The sequence below is a fragment of the Lactobacillus sp. JM1 genome (assembly GCF_009834385.1).
In the GTDB taxonomy this organism is placed as follows: domain Bacteria; phylum Bacillota; class Bacilli; order Lactobacillales; family Lactobacillaceae; genus Lactobacillus; species Lactobacillus paragasseri.
Map to the genome: position 1 here is coordinate 1,499,807 of NZ_CP044412.1, position 18,037 is coordinate 1,517,843.

The 18,037-nt window shown below is 34.8% G+C and carries 31 protein-coding genes, 2 tRNA genes and 2 pseudogenes; 6 read left to right on the forward strand and 29 right to left on the reverse strand.

Annotated elements, in window-relative coordinates; genetic code table 11:
* Positions 1-2 precede the first annotated feature (2 nt).
* The 26 genes and pseudogenes from F3I00_RS07700 to F3I00_RS07805 all read right to left on the reverse strand — a co-directional run bounded on the left by F3I00_RS07700 (position 3) and on the right by F3I00_RS07805 (position 11,135).
* Positions 3-446 carry a hypothetical protein gene (locus F3I00_RS07700; protein WP_003649135.1) on the reverse strand — a complete coding sequence of 148 codons (444 nt, stop codon included), beginning with the start codon at positions 444-446 and terminating at the stop codon, positions 3-5.
* Entirely contained in the window at positions 421-891 is a 471-nt protein-coding gene (locus F3I00_RS07705) for a Panacea domain-containing protein (protein ID WP_003649136.1), read from the reverse strand. The genes F3I00_RS07700 and F3I00_RS07705 overlap by 26 nt, the downstream gene beginning before the upstream one ends.
* Positions 892-1,111: 220 nt before the next feature.
* Positions 1,112-1,185 (reverse strand) — tRNA-Phe (locus F3I00_RS07710).
* Positions 1,186-2,242: 1,057 nt separating this feature from the next.
* Positions 2,243-2,746 carry a hypothetical protein gene (locus F3I00_RS07715; protein WP_065169671.1) on the reverse strand — a complete coding sequence of 168 codons (504 nt, stop codon included), beginning with the start codon at positions 2,744-2,746 and terminating at the stop codon, positions 2,243-2,245.
* Between the two features lie 29 nt (positions 2,747-2,775).
* Positions 2,776-2,946 (reverse strand): hypothetical protein, encoded by a 171-nt coding sequence (locus tag F3I00_RS07720; RefSeq protein WP_011678824.1) that lies wholly within the window; start codon positions 2,944-2,946, stop codon positions 2,776-2,778.
* Positions 2,930-3,148 (reverse strand): annotated as a pseudogene (locus F3I00_RS10990) (hypothetical protein). The gene F3I00_RS07720 and the pseudogene F3I00_RS10990 overlap by 17 nt, the downstream one beginning before the upstream one ends.
* A gap of 2 nt (positions 3,149-3,150) precedes the next feature.
* Positions 3,151-3,438, reverse strand: coding sequence for a hypothetical protein (locus F3I00_RS07725; RefSeq protein WP_159311059.1), 288 nt, complete (start codon positions 3,436-3,438; stop codon positions 3,151-3,153).
* Complete coding sequence (locus tag F3I00_RS10925) at positions 3,428-3,559, reverse strand: hypothetical protein (protein ID WP_255476211.1); 132 nt, start codon at positions 3,557-3,559, stop codon at positions 3,428-3,430. The genes F3I00_RS07725 and F3I00_RS10925 overlap by 11 nt, the downstream gene beginning before the upstream one ends.
* 124 nt (positions 3,560-3,683) lie before the next feature.
* Complete coding sequence (locus F3I00_RS07730) at positions 3,684-3,944, reverse strand: hypothetical protein (RefSeq protein ID WP_003648032.1); 261 nt, start codon at positions 3,942-3,944, stop codon at positions 3,684-3,686.
* Positions 3,945-4,406: a RusA family crossover junction endodeoxyribonuclease gene (locus tag F3I00_RS07735; protein WP_003656226.1), complete on the reverse strand. Its 462-nt coding sequence runs from the start codon at positions 4,404-4,406 to the stop codon at positions 3,945-3,947. It lies immediately after the preceding gene.
* A gap of 3 nt (positions 4,407-4,409) precedes the next feature.
* Complete coding sequence (locus F3I00_RS07740; RefSeq protein WP_020807677.1) at positions 4,410-4,712, reverse strand: hypothetical protein; 303 nt, start codon at positions 4,710-4,712, stop codon at positions 4,410-4,412.
* A 210-nt stretch (positions 4,713-4,922) separates the two neighbouring features.
* Positions 4,923-5,135 (reverse strand): hypothetical protein, encoded by a 213-nt coding sequence (locus tag F3I00_RS10810; protein ID WP_020807678.1) that lies wholly within the window; start codon positions 5,133-5,135, stop codon positions 4,923-4,925.
* Positions 5,128-5,391, reverse strand: coding sequence for a hypothetical protein (locus tag F3I00_RS07745; protein WP_003656224.1), 264 nt, complete (start codon positions 5,389-5,391; stop codon positions 5,128-5,130). Before F3I00_RS07745 ends, F3I00_RS10810 begins: the two co-directional genes overlap by 8 nt.
* A 3-nt stretch (positions 5,392-5,394) precedes the next feature.
* On the reverse strand, positions 5,395-5,529 hold the full coding sequence (locus tag F3I00_RS10930) for a hypothetical protein (protein WP_020807679.1): 135 nt from the start codon (positions 5,527-5,529) through the stop codon (positions 5,395-5,397).
* Positions 5,530-5,613: 84 nt separating this feature from the next.
* Positions 5,614-5,799 (reverse strand): hypothetical protein, encoded by a 186-nt coding sequence (locus tag F3I00_RS07755; protein WP_020807680.1) that lies wholly within the window; start codon positions 5,797-5,799, stop codon positions 5,614-5,616.
* A gap of 13 nt (positions 5,800-5,812) precedes the next feature.
* Positions 5,813-6,598: an antA/AntB antirepressor family protein gene (locus tag F3I00_RS07760; protein WP_003656223.1), complete on the reverse strand. Its 786-nt coding sequence runs from the start codon at positions 6,596-6,598 to the stop codon at positions 5,813-5,815.
* Complete coding sequence (locus F3I00_RS07765) at positions 6,591-7,220, reverse strand: hypothetical protein (RefSeq protein WP_003656222.1); 630 nt, start codon at positions 7,218-7,220, stop codon at positions 6,591-6,593. Before F3I00_RS07765 ends, F3I00_RS07760 begins: the two co-directional genes overlap by 8 nt.
* Before the next feature lie 3 nt (positions 7,221-7,223).
* Entirely contained in the window at positions 7,224-7,574 is a 351-nt protein-coding gene (locus F3I00_RS07770) for a helix-turn-helix domain-containing protein (RefSeq protein ID WP_159311060.1), read from the reverse strand.
* 5 nt (positions 7,575-7,579) lie between these two features.
* Complete coding sequence (locus F3I00_RS07775; protein WP_159311061.1) at positions 7,580-8,485, reverse strand: helix-turn-helix domain-containing protein; 906 nt, start codon at positions 8,483-8,485, stop codon at positions 7,580-7,582.
* Positions 8,486-8,499: 14 nt separating this feature from the next.
* Positions 8,500-9,300, reverse strand: coding sequence for a DUF1071 domain-containing protein (locus F3I00_RS07780; RefSeq protein WP_003654233.1), 801 nt, complete (start codon positions 9,298-9,300; stop codon positions 8,500-8,502).
* Between the two features lie 5 nt (positions 9,301-9,305).
* Entirely contained in the window at positions 9,306-9,584 is a 279-nt protein-coding gene (locus F3I00_RS07785; protein WP_003648022.1) for a hypothetical protein, read from the reverse strand.
* Complete coding sequence (locus tag F3I00_RS07790) at positions 9,584-9,910, reverse strand: hypothetical protein (RefSeq protein WP_003654231.1); 327 nt, start codon at positions 9,908-9,910, stop codon at positions 9,584-9,586. The genes F3I00_RS07785 and F3I00_RS07790 overlap by 1 nt, the downstream gene beginning before the upstream one ends.
* A 46-nt stretch (positions 9,911-9,956) precedes the next feature.
* Positions 9,957-10,109, reverse strand: a complete 153-nt coding sequence (locus F3I00_RS10720; RefSeq protein ID WP_003654229.1) for a hypothetical protein — start codon at positions 10,107-10,109, stop codon at positions 9,957-9,959.
* A 113-nt stretch (positions 10,110-10,222) separates the two neighbouring features.
* On the reverse strand, positions 10,223-10,498 hold the full coding sequence (locus F3I00_RS07795; protein WP_159311062.1) for a hypothetical protein: 276 nt from the start codon (positions 10,496-10,498) through the stop codon (positions 10,223-10,225).
* 3 nt (positions 10,499-10,501) lie between these two features.
* On the reverse strand, positions 10,502-10,837 hold the full coding sequence (locus tag F3I00_RS07800) for a DUF771 domain-containing protein (protein ID WP_159311063.1): 336 nt from the start codon (positions 10,835-10,837) through the stop codon (positions 10,502-10,504).
* A 73-nt stretch (positions 10,838-10,910) separates the two neighbouring features.
* Positions 10,911-11,135: a helix-turn-helix transcriptional regulator gene (locus tag F3I00_RS07805; protein WP_094503271.1), complete on the reverse strand. Its 225-nt coding sequence runs from the start codon at positions 11,133-11,135 to the stop codon at positions 10,911-10,913.
* A gap of 163 nt (positions 11,136-11,298) precedes the next feature.
* On the opposite strand from F3I00_RS07805, the gene F3I00_RS07810 reads away from it, so the two are divergent.
* From F3I00_RS07810 to F3I00_RS07825, 4 genes are read left to right on the forward strand one after another with little or no spacing between them, the layout of a single operon-like run.
* Positions 11,299-11,655, forward strand: a complete 357-nt coding sequence (locus tag F3I00_RS07810; RefSeq protein ID WP_159311064.1) for a helix-turn-helix domain-containing protein — start codon at positions 11,299-11,301, stop codon at positions 11,653-11,655.
* A 5-nt stretch (positions 11,656-11,660) separates the two neighbouring features.
* On the forward strand, positions 11,661-12,113 hold the full coding sequence (locus F3I00_RS07815) for an ImmA/IrrE family metallo-endopeptidase (protein ID WP_236547635.1): 453 nt from the start codon (positions 11,661-11,663) through the stop codon (positions 12,111-12,113).
* A 38-nt stretch (positions 12,114-12,151) separates the two neighbouring features.
* Complete coding sequence (locus F3I00_RS07820) at positions 12,152-12,994, forward strand: PH domain-containing protein (RefSeq protein ID WP_159311066.1); 843 nt, start codon at positions 12,152-12,154, stop codon at positions 12,992-12,994.
* Complete coding sequence (locus tag F3I00_RS07825; protein ID WP_159311067.1) at positions 12,994-14,103, forward strand: tyrosine-type recombinase/integrase; 1,110 nt, start codon at positions 12,994-12,996, stop codon at positions 14,101-14,103. Before F3I00_RS07820 ends, F3I00_RS07825 begins: the two co-directional genes overlap by 1 nt.
* A 71-nt stretch (positions 14,104-14,174) precedes the next feature.
* Here the strand turns inward: F3I00_RS07825 and F3I00_RS07830 are convergent.
* Positions 14,175-14,258: transfer RNA gene (locus tag F3I00_RS07830), tRNA-Leu, on the reverse strand.
* 145 nt (positions 14,259-14,403) lie between these two features.
* Between F3I00_RS07830 and F3I00_RS07835 the strand changes: the two genes are divergently transcribed.
* Complete coding sequence (locus F3I00_RS07835) at positions 14,404-15,723, forward strand: Y-family DNA polymerase (RefSeq protein WP_020806783.1); 1,320 nt, start codon at positions 14,404-14,406, stop codon at positions 15,721-15,723.
* Positions 15,716-16,099, forward strand: coding sequence for a hypothetical protein (locus tag F3I00_RS07840; protein ID WP_020806784.1), 384 nt, complete (start codon positions 15,716-15,718; stop codon positions 16,097-16,099). Before F3I00_RS07835 ends, F3I00_RS07840 begins: the two co-directional genes overlap by 8 nt.
* Positions 16,100-16,124: 25 nt before the next feature.
* On the opposite strand, the gene F3I00_RS07845 is transcribed toward F3I00_RS07840, so the two are convergent.
* Entirely contained in the window at positions 16,125-16,649 is a 525-nt protein-coding gene (locus F3I00_RS07845) for an NUDIX domain-containing protein (RefSeq protein WP_024273084.1), read from the reverse strand.
* Between the two features lie 20 nt (positions 16,650-16,669).
* Positions 16,670-17,932: pseudogene (locus F3I00_RS07850) on the reverse strand (SNF2-related protein); the annotation flags it as partial.
* Positions 17,933-18,037 lie beyond the last annotated feature (105 nt).

An 18,037-nucleotide genomic window follows, 5' to 3' on the forward strand; every position in this document is an offset into this window, starting at 1 on the left:
TATTATGATCCATGATTATACTGCTTAAACTTAGTGTCAATGCTCATAATATAAAATATATTTTTATATTTTTTACCAATTACTCTCCCTTGATTACTAAGTCTAAAGACCCAATAATTTTCTTCACAAGAGTTATATCGAGTTCGCTTAAATACGGGATCTATTCTTAAATCTCTCATTTCTGATTCAGGAATCTGTTCTAAGCCATTACGTTTATCATCATGGCTGACTAACTCAACGATATCCCTTTGAGACAAACTATAAATTTTATTAAGCAATTTAAGCCTATGCTTCTTTTCAACTTGTTTTCCTTCAAGATTATATCTTTTATCTGGTGTTAAAAAAGAAAGGTTGAAAGCAAATCTTTCAACTGGGGGTTTATTAATAATTGCCTTATCAATATTTCGTCTTTCATATGTACTAGTTATTTGCAACTTGGAAGACATTTTTATAGAAGTCCTTTATCTTTTTGTCACTGATGACCTGATTGCGTGTTGTTTCCTGCCATGGTCTCTCACTATGAGTTTGGCGCATTAAATCATATGCAGAACTATGACCGTAAGTATCGTAAATACTGTTTAAAATCGCTGCAGCCTCATCATCATTTTCAAGTTCTTTATAGTCTTCAACATCTTGCTTACTAATTTGACCGACGATTCCTCTGCAACCAGCATATTTATGATGAACTTCTTCTACTACTGGACCATATTTCCAGGCAACAATATCATTATCAAACATTCTCTTATTGGTAACAACTAAACTGGCTGCTTGAATATAATACAGTAACTTCATTGCTTTCATTTGCGTAAGTTCTTCTGCGTTTAAATCTGTCCGTAAATCTGCATTATTTCTAACTCGTAGCCAATTGACTATTTTAAAAACGTCATACATAATGCTTCCTCCGTTAAAAGTATCTCCTTAATGTTTCACAGTTATTCTACACTAAAAGTATAAATAATTATACATTTTTTATACTTTTTTAATCATATGTGTGCATAATCCATCAATAGTTCTCAATAAATTTGTGAAACAATTATAAAAAAATCAGCTCTTACGAAAATAAAGCTGATTTTGTGAGATGAATATAAACTTAAACTGGACGTTCCAGCAATGGCAACTGGTGGAATCGAACCACCACTAACTTGGTACTTCACACCAACGCTCTACCAACTGAGCTAAGTTACCCAAACTAGGAAAGCTGCTATACTTAAGCCTCGCTTTTACGATTGCCACGGCATCTCAGTATTAGATTTAATGCAGAGTTACGTATCATCGACCGACTTACTGCTAACCAAACCTATATAGAAAAGAAATGTTTAGATTAGCTTTTGTCACAAAACGAACAAACCTGGGAAAAACCGTAAGAACAAAACGCCAATCTAGAGGATACATCGGAATTGAACCAATAAGAGATAATCGTTGCTGGCATACTTAGCTATATCTCGGTAGAATTGCCACTACCCCAGCTCGCCAATGGCTGGCTATATCCTATAATGCTCTGTTAGGTACAGAGCTAAACCAGATGCAATTCTGTAAATTAAAATCAGACAAACAAAATATATTCGTGATCTGAATAATATTATTTTTACGCCTGCTTTCCGACAGGCAATGGGCAGGCGAGGAATTGAACCCCGCTACATAAAGTGAAAGAAAATTCCTCTTTTCTTTCTAAATTCCAAATTGTGCCACTCTACCCACGGCAGTTGCTGCTGCGGTCCAGCCAACAACTACCCAGCTCTTCCCACGCTCTCCTCGAAACCGTTGAGGGTCATGGCATAGGATCTCCTAGGCAAACTATTATATACAATAACCAACAATGAACTACCGCCTAGGTTATCAAGCAATCGGGATTCGAACCTGAGTGCCTAAGTCAAATAAAAATTAATAAGAAAAAGTAAAAAATAAAAGAATTGTAAGCCAAAAACCAAAAATAAAAGTCATTTAGAGGAATTTGTTTAGCCTGAGATTAGTCAGGCTATAACCGCCAGTCGGATCGAACAACTGCTAACGTCTACCAAGAACGGTTACTTTAATCTGTTACTTACTGAAACAAATTAAGAACTGTGTTAATTTTGAAAGGGAGATTTTCTTTCAAACGTACCGCACGTAGTACTGTCAAGGTTAAGTCGAAAGATCGTAACCACCACGTCTAATCTTTCGACAATAACAATTTATCATGGAATGCACGCAAGCAGAACGCAAGGTTTACGCATACTTTACGCACGACCAATTTTTCCGAAGCTTACCAAACAGTCTTAATTCTTTCAGTAAAAACTCTTAAATCTGGTAAGTCCTCAATATCAAAATACTTCTTCCAGTACAGCCAACGGTCGGCGAACTCACATTGAGCATTAATCTTCTTAGTGTCAATTGACCTAGTCGACAGATTAACTGTAGCTGCTACATCAACAATGCGTAACTGGTCAATGTACGTTCCAATCAAGATACGCCTGTAAGGCTTTAATGCTGTATCGGTGCAATTATCCATTGTCTTATAGATAGCTGCACAGACCTTCCTAGCAGGATCAGCAATATCAATATCGTCTTGTGCTTCGTCAATAAAGTTCTTTTCAACGCCATTTTTGTTTGTCGATCCAGGTGCAAAAGATAATTGAGGGCTTGTAAGCTGATTACGATGTAAGCCAGCTAAATTAAGATAGCTCTGAAAATTAATAGTCAGGAACTTATCCACCCTTTTAGCTGTAGCTCTTAAATTTGGCTGTAATCCTAAGTCAATCTGATACACACTTACACTCCCTCTCGTCTTCTAGTTGTTTAATTACTTGCTTTATTCGCTGCGAACATATCAGTAAATATTCGATCCGTGATCTCATAAGGATCTTCATCTTCGGGACAATGATGCTTAGCATACTTTAAGATGTTCAAGTACATCATGACTGCTGTTTCATTGCCTACTTCTAAATCGTTCCTAGTTTCGTCCATCATTCGACCTCACTTTGATTTCATGCTCAATCAAAGGTAGCAGCTCCTCAGCTTTATCTTCGTCAATCATTTCTTCGATTGTTGGCTCTATCACATTTTCAAAATTCTTGATATTTGATTTAAGCATTTATCTAAAATTCTTAAGTTGTTCTGTCTTAAAATCCTTGTACGTATAAGGATTTACTTCATGCCCGTATAGTTGCATTGCTAGAACTCCTTGTCAGGCTCTGATAATACTTTTTTCTCTTCATCAGTTAATTCAGTTTCTTTAGCTACTCTTAGATCCCAAGTGCCATCGCCCATGTATGTCAAAATGTCATCGAAACTGAAAGAACACATATAGCCGTATTTAGTATGAACTCCCCAAACGCAATTGACTGCGAACTTTCTTGGATCAAACTTCAATAAACCGTTATCTTCTAAAAAACTTCTAGTGTACGTGTCCTCAAACTCTTCTCTTGTTCCTCTAGTCCCAATCTTCAACTCAATTGCCATAGTTATCTCTCCATTTCTTGTAATACTCTTCAACTTCTTTGTCATAGTCTACTGGCTTAAGTGAACCGTCTTCTTGTACGTGATACCACTTGCCTTTTTGATACTTTAAGTTGCTACTCATAGGCAAAACACCACAAAACCGACAGCACCTAAGCAGATTAGCATCCCTGCTATAGTAATTAACTCAGCACTATGCTTCATACTGTCTCAATTCCATTCACTATAATCACCACGAAAGTTCGAATTTAAATATCATATGGACTTTTATCATTTTCAGAAATACCCATTGTTGCTACTGTAGATAAATCCAGATATACATGCTCATGAATCCCATCAATAATTAAGATTCTATTTTTCATTTCTTGCCCATACTCATCGAATTCTTTGCTTAATAAATTCCAGATATGTTCTTTTGTACCTTTTACAGCTATGGAATCAGTACAGCCATTCTTAAATATCAAATTAACAAAGCATAACTTTCCGCCTAATTTAAGCTCATCATTCATCTAATCACCCATATCTCTCTTAATTCTTACGTCAACTCTTGCACGCTCGGCATACCTCTTTTTGACTAACAAGGTTGTTACTTGCTTGTCATCGTGGTAAACGCCCCTCATAACCTCAACCATTTTGTGAAGTTGCTTATTTCGTCTCATTTTTGGGTTCATGCCGTCCATGATAATTTTGCTAACGTTATCTATATCAGGTTTTTTAATTGGCAATTCCTTATTGGTTAAACACAAAGCCTTACGCTTCTTGCTATAGCTTTTTGGAACTTCAAAATATGCCATAATTTTAACGTCTACAGGTTCGTTCTTATCAAACATACCCTTGAAACTGTTAATCGCTGTATACCTGACTAAATCTTCATATTGTGCAGTCTTAGCAGGTGTGTAAGTTACCGTCCTAGTAACTCTCGGTCTAGCCTTGCCTACTGGCGGTCCTTCAATCGTAAAGTTAACTCTCATATGCTATTCAAACCAATCGTCATAAATTACAATTTTTGGGTCATCATCACTATCACACATCACGCTCATAGTATCTTTGGTCGTTGGCTTAGATTCAGGAAATGAAATGATTAAATCATGATTTACTATTTTGTGCAGAAAACGTAAATTTGAAAGATCTTTAATATAAATCTTATATATCTGACCACCTAATTCGTCCTTTGCCTTTACCAACCTAAAACCGGCTTTAGCAAGTGCATTTAAATATTTTTGAGACATAGAACCATCTTCAAATATGTCATTTACAGACCATATTTCAAAAATCATACTCATAAACTCCCTACATATATAATCACTACAGCTAGCAGAATTAAGAATGCTGCTGCAAAAATCCAATCTGACATGCTACTTATCCTCAATTAAACTTCGTAAGTAATAATTGCTTCATAGTTTGAATTATTTGATGAGTACTGAATATCTATAATTTTTCTATTTAATTGATTAGAAAAACGTTCTATATCAAATTCAAATTCATAATTAAAGTGCTTCAGCTCCAACGGAATATGAATAGATGTAGAAGTCATATTTAGTTGCTCTATATAATCTAATTTCGCAACTACCGTAACCTTTGCCAATTATGTTTTTACCAAAACCATCTGCATCAAAATCACAACAGAGACATTTTTTTCTTTTTGCATCTTTTCTCTCAAACCTAGTAAGCAACTCGTCTACTTGATTTTTTCTAGTCATTTGTTAATTTATCCTCTGCTACAGAATCATCTTCTAAGTAAATTTCATATGTATCTTGCAAGCAACCTAGCAAATCCGGAATTGATTCTCCAACAACAGTGTCTGATTTATCTTTTAAAGATTTACCTGTAGCAAGTTCGATAGCATAGAAGTATTTGTCCTCGACTTCAACTAGTTTTACTTCTTTAAAATCAGCTGACTTTTTATTTCTTAAAACTATATTGTTACCAAGTTTTGGCATTTTAAATCTCTTCATTGATTAACCTCCAACTACTTCTCTAACCACGCCATGAAGCACCTTAGCAACCTCACTGGCTTCTTTCTTGTCTATGAAGATGGACTGAACAAATCCAGCTGAACGTCCTGTCGTATCTAAGATTTCAACCATGTACATATCAGGAACTGAGTACCAGCGGTAGTGCTTAGCATCTTCGATAATCTTTTTTTAATTGTGATTTTCTTCAAGCATTCTGTTCTCCTAATTATCAGTATTGATACCTAATAATTCAGCAATTTGAAAAAGACCGTCAATATTTGCTTCCTTTAAGTCTTTTACGCTCATAGGGTGTGCTTTTCCATTTTCAGTTACTGATACAGTATTTTCTAAACTGTTAAGTTCTAAAAGATAATTTAGTCCGTCTTTAATATTTTCAATTTCACTCATTTTGTTGACCTTTCTAAACGTTTAACGTTGATACCATAACTTTCTGATAAGTATCATCAAATTTTCCTCTTAGTGCTTTGTTAATAATGTGTTTCTGACCTTTAGGTGTTACCCACGTTTGAGAATATCCTCTGCCGTCTTTAGTCAAATTATGCGTAATTCTAAATAGACCTCTTTTAACCATCTGTGTCATAGGTACGTTCCAGCTATGATTAAAACTTGAAAGATATTTTTCTTCTCTAAGCAATTGGAATAGCTGATTTCTGCCAATTACAAAACCGTTTTGAGTTAGAATTTCAGCTAATTCGCCAACAGGGATTGCATGATGGCTATATCTAATAGCCTTAGCAAAAACCACATCGTCAGCATCTTTAGCAATCTTAGCTGCTTGTTTTGCATTTGTATCTTCAAGCCGTTTATTCTCAGTTTCCAGCAACTTCACACGATTACTAGCAATGGTCAAGGCGCGTTGCATAATCATATCTGGATTATTCCATTTCTTTTCAACTTCGATTAGGTATTCTCGATATTCCTTTCCCTTTTGAGTACGGCTCAAAAGACATAACTGCTTAGCCATATCAATCGTAAGCGCATAGTCTTGAATCTCTTTTCTTGCACCATTATTAACAACCGTAGTTGTAACTACACTTGTAAAATCAGCGCCCTCTTCAAATTCTTTAAAGTTTTGACTAACCCAAAGGCTAAATCTAGTTCTAATTTCTAAACCTTTATATAAATCTCTAGCACTAACAAGTTGTTGGTCGTTCTGTACAGTTACTTTGATTAATTCGTTATTCATCTTCATCGTCCTCACTTAACACAGTTTTTAAAATTGTGAACATAGCGATATCACTTGGTTTAACATGCAGTTCATTTACAAGAAAAAGTGTTACATTCTTGCCTGCACTATCTAGCCGTTCACTTACCTTATCTTTCTTATCACGTTCATTAAATGCACTAGCGTTAGCTAGATCATTAACTGCTTCTAGTAGTAACCCCACATTCTTTGATTTTTTATTAGATTTGTTTTTCGGCTCTGAGTTTTTTCTACTAGCAATTGCTTCTTCGGCTGCTCTAGTTCTAATTGCCAAAATATTAGCTGTCTTCTTCAAAATATCGATGCAATCTTCTTGAGTGTATTCGCCCGGCGTAAATGGTTCTGTATCGAACCCGACAAAACCTTCCTCACTTTCAATATCTGGAAAAGTGCCAGCAAACGTTACACCGCCCGGAAACTCTTCAAATTCATCCCATGAGTCGAAAAATAATTCTTTGCCCATTTCTACGTGATTTCTCCAGCTAAATGGATCCTTATGCAAGATCTCAATATACCCTGTGTAATAGCGACCAAAAGGCATATCCATCTCTTTTACTAAAGCAATTCTTCCGCATAATTCTTCTCGATAAACAACTTTTTCCATTTTCTATTCCTCCGCTGAATTAATTAACAATTGACCAATCTTTGACCAAGAAATGCTGTCTTCTGGGTATTCTTCGCATAGCATATCCGTGATACGCTCGTAAACATCTTCTTCGGCTGGGTTCAAGTCGTTAACAGTTAATGTCTTGCTATCGTCGTTTAATCCCATTAGGTACTCAACTGGAACTTCTAAAAAGTTAGCTAATTTTTGCCAAATTGCTAAAGAGTTAGGTATTCCATTTTCCAATCCTTTTTCGAAATTTTCTAAAATTTTAAAGTCAATGTCGGTTTTGACTTGTACATCGGCAAGAGTTAATCTCTTTTCCAATCTCAATTTTTTTAGCCTGTTTTGCATGGTGGTTACCTCCCGTACTCTCTAAAAATTGCGTTACGTTCTTCTTGTGTCATCTGCGGTACTGTCTGCGACTGTTGTTGCTGAACCTTATCCCAGTTTGTAGCCCTTCGAACTGGCTTAGCTTGTTGATTAAATCGTGGTTTAGCAGGTGTCATATCAAGTTCATCGTCATACCTGCCGTTAAACCAAGTTGAGCCATGAAGTGTGTATTCAAGTGGTATATGTTTAATTCTTAAGTATTTCAAGTAAGTGTTTAGCTTATTAAGCATTAACTCGTAAGTATTTTCCTTGTTTGACTTACGCCAGCTCTTGTAATGTCTTAGAGCATCTTTTTTACCCAATTTTCTAGGGTACATAGTCCATAATTTTTCAAACTCAATTTCAATGATTTCATTTTCAGTTAATTTTTTAAGAATTTGAGTCTGCGCATCGCCAGATGCGGGTATATTATTATTTATACTTGTATTATTAATACTTGTAATATTCTCTTTAAACTTTTCTTTAATAGGGTGTTTAAAGTTTTCTTTAATACCCTCTTGAACTTTTTTTGTACAGGTATTCAAGTTTTCTTTAACAGGGGTATTATCTTTTTCTTTATTAGGGGTATCCTTATTTTCCTTAACAGGTTCATCAACTGGATATAATTTTCTACCAATGATTTGGCTACCATCTTTTTCAAGATAGACTTTCAAATATCCTTTTTCTTTTAAGTGATTAATCCAATTTGAGATAGTTGTCTTTGATTTTCCGTACAAATTAGCAAAATAATTATTTGTAGCTGTACAATACCCACTTTTATTCGCCAAAGCTGTAATTTCACTAAATAACAACTTCTCGTTAGCCTTAAGGTCTCTGTCATATCTCACATTAGCTGTGAGAATTGAATAGTAATTAGGCTGTTCGTTATTCATGACTTGCTCGCTTTCTAAGAAATTGACTCTTCTATTAATTTTTCAGTTTCTGGATCTAATGGTGGTAATTTGCTTTGCTTAGTAGCCTTTTCTTTTTCGAGCTTTTGAGCAAATTTAGTAAACTGTCTTACTGCTTCTCCGTCTGGAGTCTGTTCTTTGTACTTAGCATTCCACCACTCAATTGGCACACTTGTTTTAGCATTTAGCCCCATCTTTTTAGCTTTTTCGCATTCAGTCCAAATCATATATAAGAACTTAGGATTTCCGTTGTAATTCGCTTGATAGTTATATAACTCATCTTCTGACATATGTGGCGTGCTAGATGTTGCTTGTCGCTTTACTGGCTTTTGTGCAGGCTTAGGTGCTGTTTGTTTCTGTTGAGGTTGTTCAGGTAAGTCTTCTCCTGCATAAACATCTAAGCCTAAACCTGCAAATGCTAAGGCTTTAACCAAACATCTCATTTGAGTTTTGTTAATTTCAAAATATGTAGGATTAGAAAGTACTTTATTCTTGTAATCCATTACGTAGAGTTTTGAAGTGTAATCTTGATCTTCAATAGTCACTGTTACTTCTACCTCAGTTCCTGCTACAGTTTGTCGGTAGTCCAACTTTCTACCAGTAGCTAGCCAACCCTCTTTAGTAAAAATATATTCAGGAAATTCTTTAATTTGATATGTTGCACTAGGGTATAAGCTTTTAACTAAGCCCCAAGCCTTAGCCCAACTTAGATAATTTAGCTTGCCTTTCTTTTCTAAAAGTGGCTTAACATCAACCTTTGCTAAAGTTTCATATACTGATTTTTTCTTGTCGGTCATAGTGGTTACTCCTTAGGTTTCTGTGATAATGCTTGTTTCATCACGTCTTGACGTGCGTCTTCTGCAATTTCTCGTAAGTAATTGATCTCTGCTCCTAACGTTCCTCCGGGAAAACTATCGTCAATTTTTGGTTTCAACTTATTGATCCAGTTAATACCTTGTTGATATGATCCTTGAGTTAAGGCTTCGGCAGCTATCTTCTTTCTCCAATCGCTCGCTTCTTTTTCCAACTTGTATTGCCAAGTCATGTACTCTTTTTCAAATTCGGCATGTTTAGAGGTCATCAGTAGTTACCCTCCAGTCCATCGAAGAAATCTAAGACATCGTCTTTCCAAATATCATCGTATTGGTCAACAGTGGCTAAGTATTCGATCAATTCTTTCTTGTCCCAGCCTGTACGACTGATATAGTTATCAATTCCTAGGCTGAAAATTTGAGTAGTAACAAAATGCTTGAAGTTTAAATAGTCGCAATCACTGTCGCCGATAGTTACTAAGTTCCAGCCTTCAAATGCTGAACTAATTCCTTGATCTGCTAACCTTCTTTGTTCTTCTTTCAAACGCTGCTCCCTAAAAGTTGCAGCCTGCGCTGGTGTCATGATCTCAATCATTGTGGTATAATCTCCTTTAGAAATTGTTTTTACTTTGAATTTTTTCTTAGTCGTTACTGATGCCAGTCGGTAACGGCTTTTTTGTTGCCATCAAAGCTATTTCGAATTGTTTTTCGTATTCGTCCACTACTAATGGCGATCTGTCTTGTCTAGCAAAAAATGCGTTGCTATTGCTGATTAATCTTGCTTCTAATGTCATCTTTTCCACCTCCTTAAAGAAATACTCTCCAGAAGTAATAGCCCAACATAGTGATACATATAACCCCCGCTGCAATTACTTCTGAACACACTATTGCAACTAACCAATCTGTTTTATGCTTCATTCCAGCGATCTCCAATCGTTACTAAATCTGTAAGTGCTGCGTTAATTTGCTTTTGTTGTTCCTTAGTTCCTATCTTCTTAAACATATCCGCTAATTGGATAACACTTTCTAGGGTGTCACCTAGGTAAGCAATTACTGACAGTTTTCTTTCAACAACAATTTGACTATCTTTAATGCCAATTTGATATTCGGCATCTTTCTTCTGTGTGAATACTCCTCTTGATACCAATTGCCTAATTACATCAGCAGTCGTAACTTTTAACATCTTTTATCTCCCAAAATCTTTTTTAATACTTGCGTTCCAATCTATACGATGATAATTTTTTTCAATCCATTTCTTAGCATCTTTTCTAAAAATGATTGTTTTCTTACCGTTGTGTGGGTTAACTACAAAACCGCCATTTTCGAAATCAATTTCCTTTTCAAATCGATCAAAAATATATATTCTTACCCACTCTTGACCCTTACCTCCACAGTACTTTTTTCGGAACTCATCAATATTGATTGTTGCGCCCTCTGCTTCTTCCTTTTCCTTATCAAATAAAGCTTTGATAATTGGCTTAAAGATAACTATGAGAGCATCTTTATTAATTAGCTCAGGCATTTAATCACCTACTTAGTCGTCTGCATGTTCAAGTTCAAACTTGATTTGATCTTCTGTTTCTTTTGCTTTCTTCCTAAATCTTGTAACTTTTATTTAAAAAAATGGAAGGTGAAATATTTAAAGCATCTGCTACACCAAATGCAAATTCAGCTGTAAAACGTAATGTTCCATTTAAGTATCCAGTTAAATTTGATGGCGACATGTTCATCTTTTGAGCAAGATAACTCTTCTTAATTCCATGTTCTTTTAGATATTCATCTAAAATTTGTGCGCTGTTCTCTTTAGTAAGACTTGGCATGTTTTCCCTCCTTTCAGTTACAAATATCTTGTAACTTTATATTTATATAATACTACACATTTTTAAAAATGCAATACTTTTCTACACATTTTTTGTAAAAATATTTTAAAAATATAAAATTAAGTTACAATATACTTGTAATTTGATTTAGGAGGTCAAAAATATGACCGAATTTAGCGATAAACTTAAACAACTTAGAGAAAGCAAAGGATGGAGTAAAACCAATGTTGCTAAACATTTAGGCATTGGACTTTCAACCTATGCTAATTGGGAATACGGTATTAGTGAACCCGATATTCAAACCATCAATCAAATTGCTACTTTATATGATGTATCTAATGGATACTTGATGGGCAACAATAATGATGGTAATGAAGAAAATGAAACCAAATCTGTTGACTTAGAAAAAGACCCTGTAGTCCTTAGCTACGGTGGCCGTCCTGTTTCAGATGAAGATCTTGACGTTATCAAAGCCATTCTTGAAAGACATAAGAATGACGGAGGCGTTCACTACGAGTAATGCCTATGTATAATAATGATTTACTACTATATATATGTCATTTAATTGAGGATCATAACCTCGGCGTTATACTTTCTCGCTTAGATGACAGGCATTTTCGCTCTAGGTATCTTCCACAAAAAAAGCTCATTATTATTAATACAAATTGGTGGAATCCATCAGAAGTGCCATTTATGGCAGCTCACGAACTAGGACATTGCATAAATGGCGATACAGGTGTTATGTACTATGACCATGATTATAAATGGCAAGAACACGATGCTTTTAACAGAAATAATGATGCCTTCAAAGAAGATCAGGCTGATCTGTATGGCTTAAATCTTATTTGGGATTATGCTTCTTCCCAAGGCTATACTTGCGAAGACCCTGGAGAATTTATGTTACAGTTCGGCATTCCTGAGAGATTGAAAAATGTGGTTGCCAAAAAATTTGAAAGCAACAATGATCTACTATTTTAGGCGATTTTATGGACAAAAAGTAAAAGAGGAAAATAAAAATGAATAAAAAATGCTTAATTTGTGGAAAATCAAGTTTAACAAAGTTAAAACTAAAAGATGGTTATATCTGTCAATCTTGCATGAAAAAATCTGGTTGGGGTCGTTGGGCCTTTACTCAGACAGGAGCATTTAAGTGGGCTGGACAACATACTTTCAAACAGTTTGAAGAATTTACCAAATCTGGCAAAACATCAAAAGATGCAGCTCAAGAATATCTAAAGCTGAGAAACTTGGGAATTAAAACAGCTCCTAGTTCAAATGTTAGCCTTGAAGATGCCATGGCTGAAAATGAGGTAGATAAAATTAATAAAATGGATACTTCAGATAAGGTTAAACAAGAACTTATTGCTGCTAAAGTATTTGACTTAACTTTCGTAAAAAAAGAAATTAAAGCTCTTCCAGAAGTACTAGATGATACCGAAGTTATTAAGTATGCTTGTTCTGGTGTTCTAGACGGTCATACATGGCTAGTAGTATGCACTAATAAGCGAGTTATCTTCTTGAACAAAAATATGGTCTTCGGTATGGATCAGAAAGAAATACCTCTCTCAGTAATTAATGCCGTTTCTTATAGCAAGCAACTAGTTTCTGGAACTGTATCAATCACTAATGGAGCAAATGTAACAGGAATAGAAAAAATTAATGCTGTAGCTGCTCCTATCATGGCTAAGACTATTAGAGAACAAATGGCTGCTATTAAGTCTCCTGCTCCATCTCAAACAGCAGTACAACCTACTACAGATATCCCTGATGAAATTAGAAAATATAAGCAACTTTTAGATGATGATATCATCACTCAAGAAGAATTTGATGCAAAAAAGAAAGAACTACTTAATCTCTGATGGCACGAATAAGAAAACGGGGCAAGAAATGGACTGCTGAAGTATCTTGGTACATTAATAGCGAACGACAATATAAATCCAAAGGTGGATTTGAAACTAAGCGAGACGCTCAAAAATGGGCTAATGAGATGGAAGTAGCTAAAGATGACGAACAAATATCTAATAAAGACCCAATCTTTGCTGAATACTATAAATCTTGGTATGAAGCTTATAGAATAGCAGGAAAATCAAAAAACACTATTAATCGATATAAACACCTCTATGAAATTTTGAAATCATATTTTGGTAATTCCAAAATTTCCTCTATTAATCGGTTAAAATATCAAAAATTTATGAATTACTATGGAGAAAAACATGCTAAAGATAGTGTTAGGAAAATACACGGATATATCAGAACATGTGCGAAAGACGCTATAAGTGATGGTATAATCCGGAAAAACTTTACTGACAGGATTAATCTTACATGGAATCACGAACGAACCAGAAAAATAGATTATTTGAATTTTGAACAGACTCAAAAATTGGTAGCTTCACTTTTAGATGGAATAAAACCATCATATGTTAGCCGTTACATGCTTTTAACGATTATCTACACTGGAATGCGTCCCGGAGAAATACGTGTTCTAACTTGGAGTGATATTGATTTTAAGAATAAGCAGATCCATATCATAAAATCATGGGATTATGACAATGATAAAGTGGTTGATTACGATTCTAATGAGATAAATAAATCTACTAAAAATTATTCGTCTACTAGAGTAATAGCGGTTGATAAAAAACTTCTTGATATCCTTCTACAACTTAAGCCAAACAGAAATAAGCATCTATTTATTGGATCAGATGGAACAATCCCCACATCTAATGCTGTCAATAAAGTTTTAAGAAAACAACTTAAAAAAATCCATATTGAAAAGAAAGGATTTCACTTTCACAGTTTACGCCATACTCATGTTGCACTTTTACTTTTCAAAGGAGTTGACTTATACTCAATAAGTAAGCGACTTGGACATTCAAATATGAGCACTACTGCTTCACATTATGCTTATATGTTAGATGAATTGAAGCAGAAATCTGACGATAAAATAGTAAACATTTTAGATGAAATTTGACCTTAGCGGTCAAACGGCGGTCATAATATGCAAAAAAGCGTGTAAGATCAATACTTACACGCTTTTATTAATGCCTCAAACAGGAGTCGAACCTGCACTCACTTGCGTGAACAGCGACCTGAACGCTGCGCGTCTGCCAATTCCGCCATTGAGGCAACCTGTAGAACATATCTATCATACCAAAAAGTTGGCAAAATTGAAAAGTCAAATAATTTAAAAATAATTCAAGTTGCATTTGCGAACTATTGTTCGTATAATATTAATCAACAAGAACAAATGTTCAGCTGGAAGGTAATTATTATGTATGACTATCGCTACGAACCGCATCGCTTAATTTTTATGATTGACAATAAAAGTTTTTTTGCCTCTTGTGAGGCGCTTCGTTTAGGTCTTAATCCGATGGAAGCTTGTTTAGCCGTTGTATCTAGGCAGCCAGACAGTTGCTGGGGATCTGGCTTAATTATGGCGGCTTCTCCTTTAGCTAAGAAAAAATATGGTTTGCATAATGTCATGCGTGTTCGTCAGTTGCCACCTAAATGGAAAGCCCCTGATTTAAAACTAGTTGAACCACATATGAATCTTTATATTAAGCGCAGTATCCAAGTCCTAGATATTTTTAGAAAATATGCAGCTAACGAAGATATCCACATGTATTCTATCGATGAAGGGATAATCGACATGACTGATTCCTGGAGGCTCTTTGGCAATGATCCCTATTATGTTGCCCGTAGAATTCAAAAAGACATCCACGATACTTTAGGTCTTTACACTACTTGCGGGATCGGTGAAAATCCTCTTTTGGCCAAACTAGCAATGGATAATTCTGCTAAACACAAGAAATCAATGCTTGCTTTTTGGCATTATCTTGACGTTCCCGATACTATCTGGAAAATAAAAAAATTAGAAGACGTTTGGGGAATTAATACTCGCACTGCTAATCGTTTAAGAAAAATCGGAATTAACAATATGTATGACTTAGCTCACTCCAAACCCTATCTTCTAAAAAAAGAATTTGGAATTATTGGCGAGCAGTTATTGGCAGAAAGTTGGGGCGTCGATCGTAGCATCATCAGACAAAAATACCATCCAAAAAGTAAAAGCTATGGTAACTCTCAAGTTTTAACGCGGGATTATTTCAATCAACGTGAAATAGAACTGGTTATTAGAGAAATTGGTGAGCAAGTTGCCGCTCGTATCCGCGCCCATAATTTACGAGCTGGCAAAGTTAGTCTATATATTGGCTTTTCTTTATTTCAATTGGCGGAAACTACTAAGCGCGGTGGTTTTGGCGTTCAACGTAAAATTACCCCAACTAATGTAAACCATGACTTAGTAAAAGAACTGATCGCCCTATTTCGTGAAAACTGGCATGGAGAAAGTGTTCGAACCATTAGTGTTAACTATACTGACTTATCACCTGATGGTACTCAACAATTAAATATGCTTGAAGACTTTGATCTGCAAATTAAAAGATATAAATTAGACCATATTGTTGACCAAATACGAAAAGAACATGGTTTTACTTCGCTAGTCAAAGCTTCTAGCCTCCTTAAAGGCGCGACTGCTATTGAACGCAGTAATTTAGTTGGCGGTCATAATGGTGGTAACGCCTATGAATAATGCAAATTTTGATAAAGAGATCCAAAATTTCTTCAAAAACTATCACGACCGCGGGATGCAAAAATGGGGTGTTTTTTTCTTAAGCGATCATACTGTTCAAATAAATAAAGATAATCAGAAAGCTAATACTACTTATAAAAAAGAAACAGAAATGGACTTGCAAGAAATAAGTAGAACATTATTGAAAGCTTTTAGCAACCATTATAAAATTCGACTGCAACTTAAAAATCGTAACTATAATAACGAATTTAGAAAAGATATTACTGGTTTTGTTAATGGTTATCATAATAGTCAGATAATTATTTCAGGTTACGCAGTTGAAATTGAGGATATCAATCATGTTGACATCTTAAGACCAAATAAAAATGGAATATGAGCTTAACAGCGTTCATATCCCATTTTTATTTATAATTGCTTATTAGTTTTTCTGCTTGTTTGAGAATTGGTAATTCTCGATTAGTAATTAATTGTCCTAATTTGGCATTAGTTTGCTTTTCATACGCATCAACTGCTTCATCATAAGTTAGTTTTAGAGTTGATAAATGAAAATCATCAATTTCTGCTTGCGTTAGATGTTTTTTACCAAAAGAATTTATTTTACATAGAAAATAATTATTAATATTGTGTCGATGAATCAAATTATAGTAGTCACTTACCACGCCGATTTTACAAAGAATATCAACATTTGCGCCCAGTTCTTCTTTTAGTTCTCTTTTAAGCGCTGTAGTTAGATCTTCACCTGCTTCAACTCCGCCACCAGATGTTTCAATGAAGGTACCTTTACCGAAATCATCGTCTCTTTGTACTTTTACAAAATAAAAATTCTGTTCATCATCAACCACAATTGCACGAACTATTTGCCGATCATGATCGATATAGGTTTTCGGCCATTGCGTGTCTTGCAATTCGAGATTTAGTTCTGGCATCTTCACTTTAAAAATTCCCCTCATTTGTATCTTCCGAGAACAATATCTTTAACTTCCTGTAAGTAATCATCAGTATATTCGGGCGCTAGTAATTGTCCATCAATCGCATCGAGCATTACTTTTTCTTTGTCTTTTAACTTTCGATATACCGTACTATCAATAAAGCCCATATGAGCGACATCACCTTTAGTCATTAGATAATAGTAACGCGTATATTGATTCTGCGGTAACCCTAATCGATTAATTCGATCACGTGATTGCAGCATGAAAGTCAAATTAAAATTATATTCAAAGTATACAGCATCATGAACAGTTTGATGTAAAGAAATAGACTCACCTAAAGTATTAGGATTAGATACTAAAACCTGTGCATTACCAGTCCTAAAATTATCAATCATTTTTTCACGATCATCTTTAGGAGTTGCTCCATAGATAAGCGTAGTATTAATACCTTTCTCGTTAAGAGTATCTGCAATTTTTTGCATTGTTCCCACAAACATACCCCAAACCAGAACTTTCTTTCCTTGAGCCACTAATTTTTCAATCAGGTTAATACCTAGTATAAATTTAGGAGATTCCATGTGCTGTAAATCATATTTTTTATATGTAGCTGCATCACTAATATTATTTCTTTTTATCTTCAAACTTTTTTTATTCCAAATGCTAGAATCAGCATCAATTAATCCTAAATCTTGATAATTAATATTCTGCTCTAATAATTCTGGATTAGTAGAAGCCTGCAGTAATCTAATGAATGTAGCTAAAGTTCCTTTTTCATTTTCATAAATTGCTTTAGTCAGTAGTTGCTGCTCTGAAGAAGGATTAACAATCTTAATAATATCAGGATCCGGAATTGGAACATGTAGATCTTTCTTATTAGTTCTCCAAAAAAATGGAGCTAATTTCTTGTTTACATCTTCTGCATCAATATTTTTTAATTCATTTAAATCCCAAGCAAAAAATGAAGAATATTCATCAGGATACATTAAATGCAAAAAATTATAAATATCCTGAAAACCATTAGGAATTGGAGTTCCGGTTAGTACATAACGATAATGAGGCGCATGGCTAAGCTTTAAGGCTGCTTTGGCACGTTGGCCTCCTATTCCCTTAACTCTATGAACTTCATCAAATACAAGCATAGTCTTCGAATCTATCAGATCATTGATTAAGTTAAGCCTGCTTTGTAATGATTCATAATTTATTGTAATAACATTTGCTTGAACCCAATCGTGCACAATAGCTCCCACATTATTGTTGTATTTCTTATCTCTTAAATTTAAACGTTGATTGTAAAATCAAATTGAACACTTTAGAAAAATAAAAAGTCCATTCGGACCTGTTTGATAGAATGTTAATAACCACAAAAACTTTCTATTGGAGGTCAA

Bases quoted from the DNA above. Each gene is read 5' to 3' on its own strand.
- F3I00_RS07700 (WP_003649135.1), bottom strand. From the start codon at position 446: ATGTCTTCCAAGTTGCAAATAACTAGTACATATGAAAGACGAAATATT.
- F3I00_RS07705 (WP_003649136.1), bottom strand. From the start codon at position 891: ATGTATGACGTTTTTAAAATAGTCAATTGGCTACGAGTTAGAAATAAT.
- F3I00_RS07720 (WP_011678824.1), bottom strand. From the start codon at position 2,946: ATGATGGACGAAACTAGGAACGATTTAGAAGTAGGCAATGAAACAGCA.
- F3I00_RS07725 (WP_159311059.1), bottom strand. From the start codon at position 3,438: ATGGCAATTGAGTTGAAGATTGGGACTAGAGGAACAAGAGAAGAGTTT.
- F3I00_RS10925 (WP_255476211.1), bottom strand. From the start codon at position 3,559: ATGAGTAGCAACTTAAAGTATCAAAAAGGCAAGTGGTATCACGTACAA.
- F3I00_RS07730 (WP_003648032.1), bottom strand. From the start codon at position 3,944: ATGAATGATGAGCTTAAATTAGGCGGAAAGTTATGCTTTGTTAATTTG.
- F3I00_RS07735 (WP_003656226.1), bottom strand. From the start codon at position 4,406: ATGAGAGTTAACTTTACGATTGAAGGACCGCCAGTAGGCAAGGCTAGA.
- F3I00_RS07740 (WP_020807677.1), bottom strand. From the start codon at position 4,712: ATGATTTTTGAAATATGGTCTGTAAATGACATATTTGAAGATGGTTCT.
- F3I00_RS10810 (WP_020807678.1), bottom strand. From the start codon at position 5,135: ATGACTAGAAAAAATCAAGTAGACGAGTTGCTTACTAGGTTTGAGAGA.
- F3I00_RS07745 (WP_003656224.1), bottom strand. From the start codon at position 5,391: ATGAAGAGATTTAAAATGCCAAAACTTGGTAACAATATAGTTTTAAGA.
- F3I00_RS10930 (WP_020807679.1), bottom strand. From the start codon at position 5,529: ATGTACATGGTTGAAATCTTAGATACGACAGGACGTTCAGCTGGATTT.
- F3I00_RS07755 (WP_020807680.1), bottom strand. From the start codon at position 5,799: ATGAGTGAAATTGAAAATATTAAAGACGGACTAAATTATCTTTTAGAA.
- F3I00_RS07760 (WP_003656223.1), bottom strand. From the start codon at position 6,598: ATGAATAACGAATTAATCAAAGTAACTGTACAGAACGACCAACAACTT.
- F3I00_RS07765 (WP_003656222.1), bottom strand. From the start codon at position 7,220: ATGGAAAAAGTTGTTTATCGAGAAGAATTATGCGGAAGAATTGCTTTA.
- F3I00_RS07770 (WP_159311060.1), bottom strand. From the start codon at position 7,574: ATGCAAAACAGGCTAAAAAAATTGAGATTGGAAAAGAGATTAACTCTT.
- F3I00_RS07775 (WP_159311061.1), bottom strand. From the start codon at position 8,485: ATGAATAACGAACAGCCTAATTACTATTCAATTCTCACAGCTAATGTG.
- F3I00_RS07780 (WP_003654233.1), bottom strand. From the start codon at position 9,300: ATGACCGACAAGAAAAAATCAGTATATGAAACTTTAGCAAAGGTTGAT.
- F3I00_RS07785 (WP_003648022.1), bottom strand. From the start codon at position 9,584: ATGACCTCTAAACATGCCGAATTTGAAAAAGAGTACATGACTTGGCAA.
- F3I00_RS07790 (WP_003654231.1), bottom strand. From the start codon at position 9,910: ATGATTGAGATCATGACACCAGCGCAGGCTGCAACTTTTAGGGAGCAG.
- F3I00_RS10720 (WP_003654229.1), bottom strand. From the start codon at position 10,109: ATGACATTAGAAGCAAGATTAATCAGCAATAGCAACGCATTTTTTGCT.
- F3I00_RS07795 (WP_159311062.1), bottom strand. From the start codon at position 10,498: ATGTTAAAAGTTACGACTGCTGATGTAATTAGGCAATTGGTATCAAGA.
- F3I00_RS07800 (WP_159311063.1), bottom strand. From the start codon at position 10,837: ATGCCTGAGCTAATTAATAAAGATGCTCTCATAGTTATCTTTAAGCCA.
- F3I00_RS07805 (WP_094503271.1), bottom strand. From the start codon at position 11,135: ATGCCAAGTCTTACTAAAGAGAACAGCGCACAAATTTTAGATGAATAT.
- F3I00_RS07810 (WP_159311064.1), top strand. From the start codon at position 11,299: ATGACCGAATTTAGCGATAAACTTAAACAACTTAGAGAAAGCAAAGGA.
- F3I00_RS07815 (WP_236547635.1), top strand. From the start codon at position 11,661: ATGTATAATAATGATTTACTACTATATATATGTCATTTAATTGAGGAT.
- F3I00_RS07820 (WP_159311066.1), top strand. From the start codon at position 12,152: ATGAATAAAAAATGCTTAATTTGTGGAAAATCAAGTTTAACAAAGTTA.
- F3I00_RS07825 (WP_159311067.1), top strand. From the start codon at position 12,994: ATGGCACGAATAAGAAAACGGGGCAAGAAATGGACTGCTGAAGTATCT.
- F3I00_RS07835 (WP_020806783.1), top strand. From the start codon at position 14,404: ATGTATGACTATCGCTACGAACCGCATCGCTTAATTTTTATGATTGAC.
- F3I00_RS07840 (WP_020806784.1), top strand. From the start codon at position 15,716: ATGAATAATGCAAATTTTGATAAAGAGATCCAAAATTTCTTCAAAAAC.
- F3I00_RS07845 (WP_024273084.1), bottom strand. From the start codon at position 16,649: ATGCCAGAACTAAATCTCGAATTGCAAGACACGCAATGGCCGAAAACC.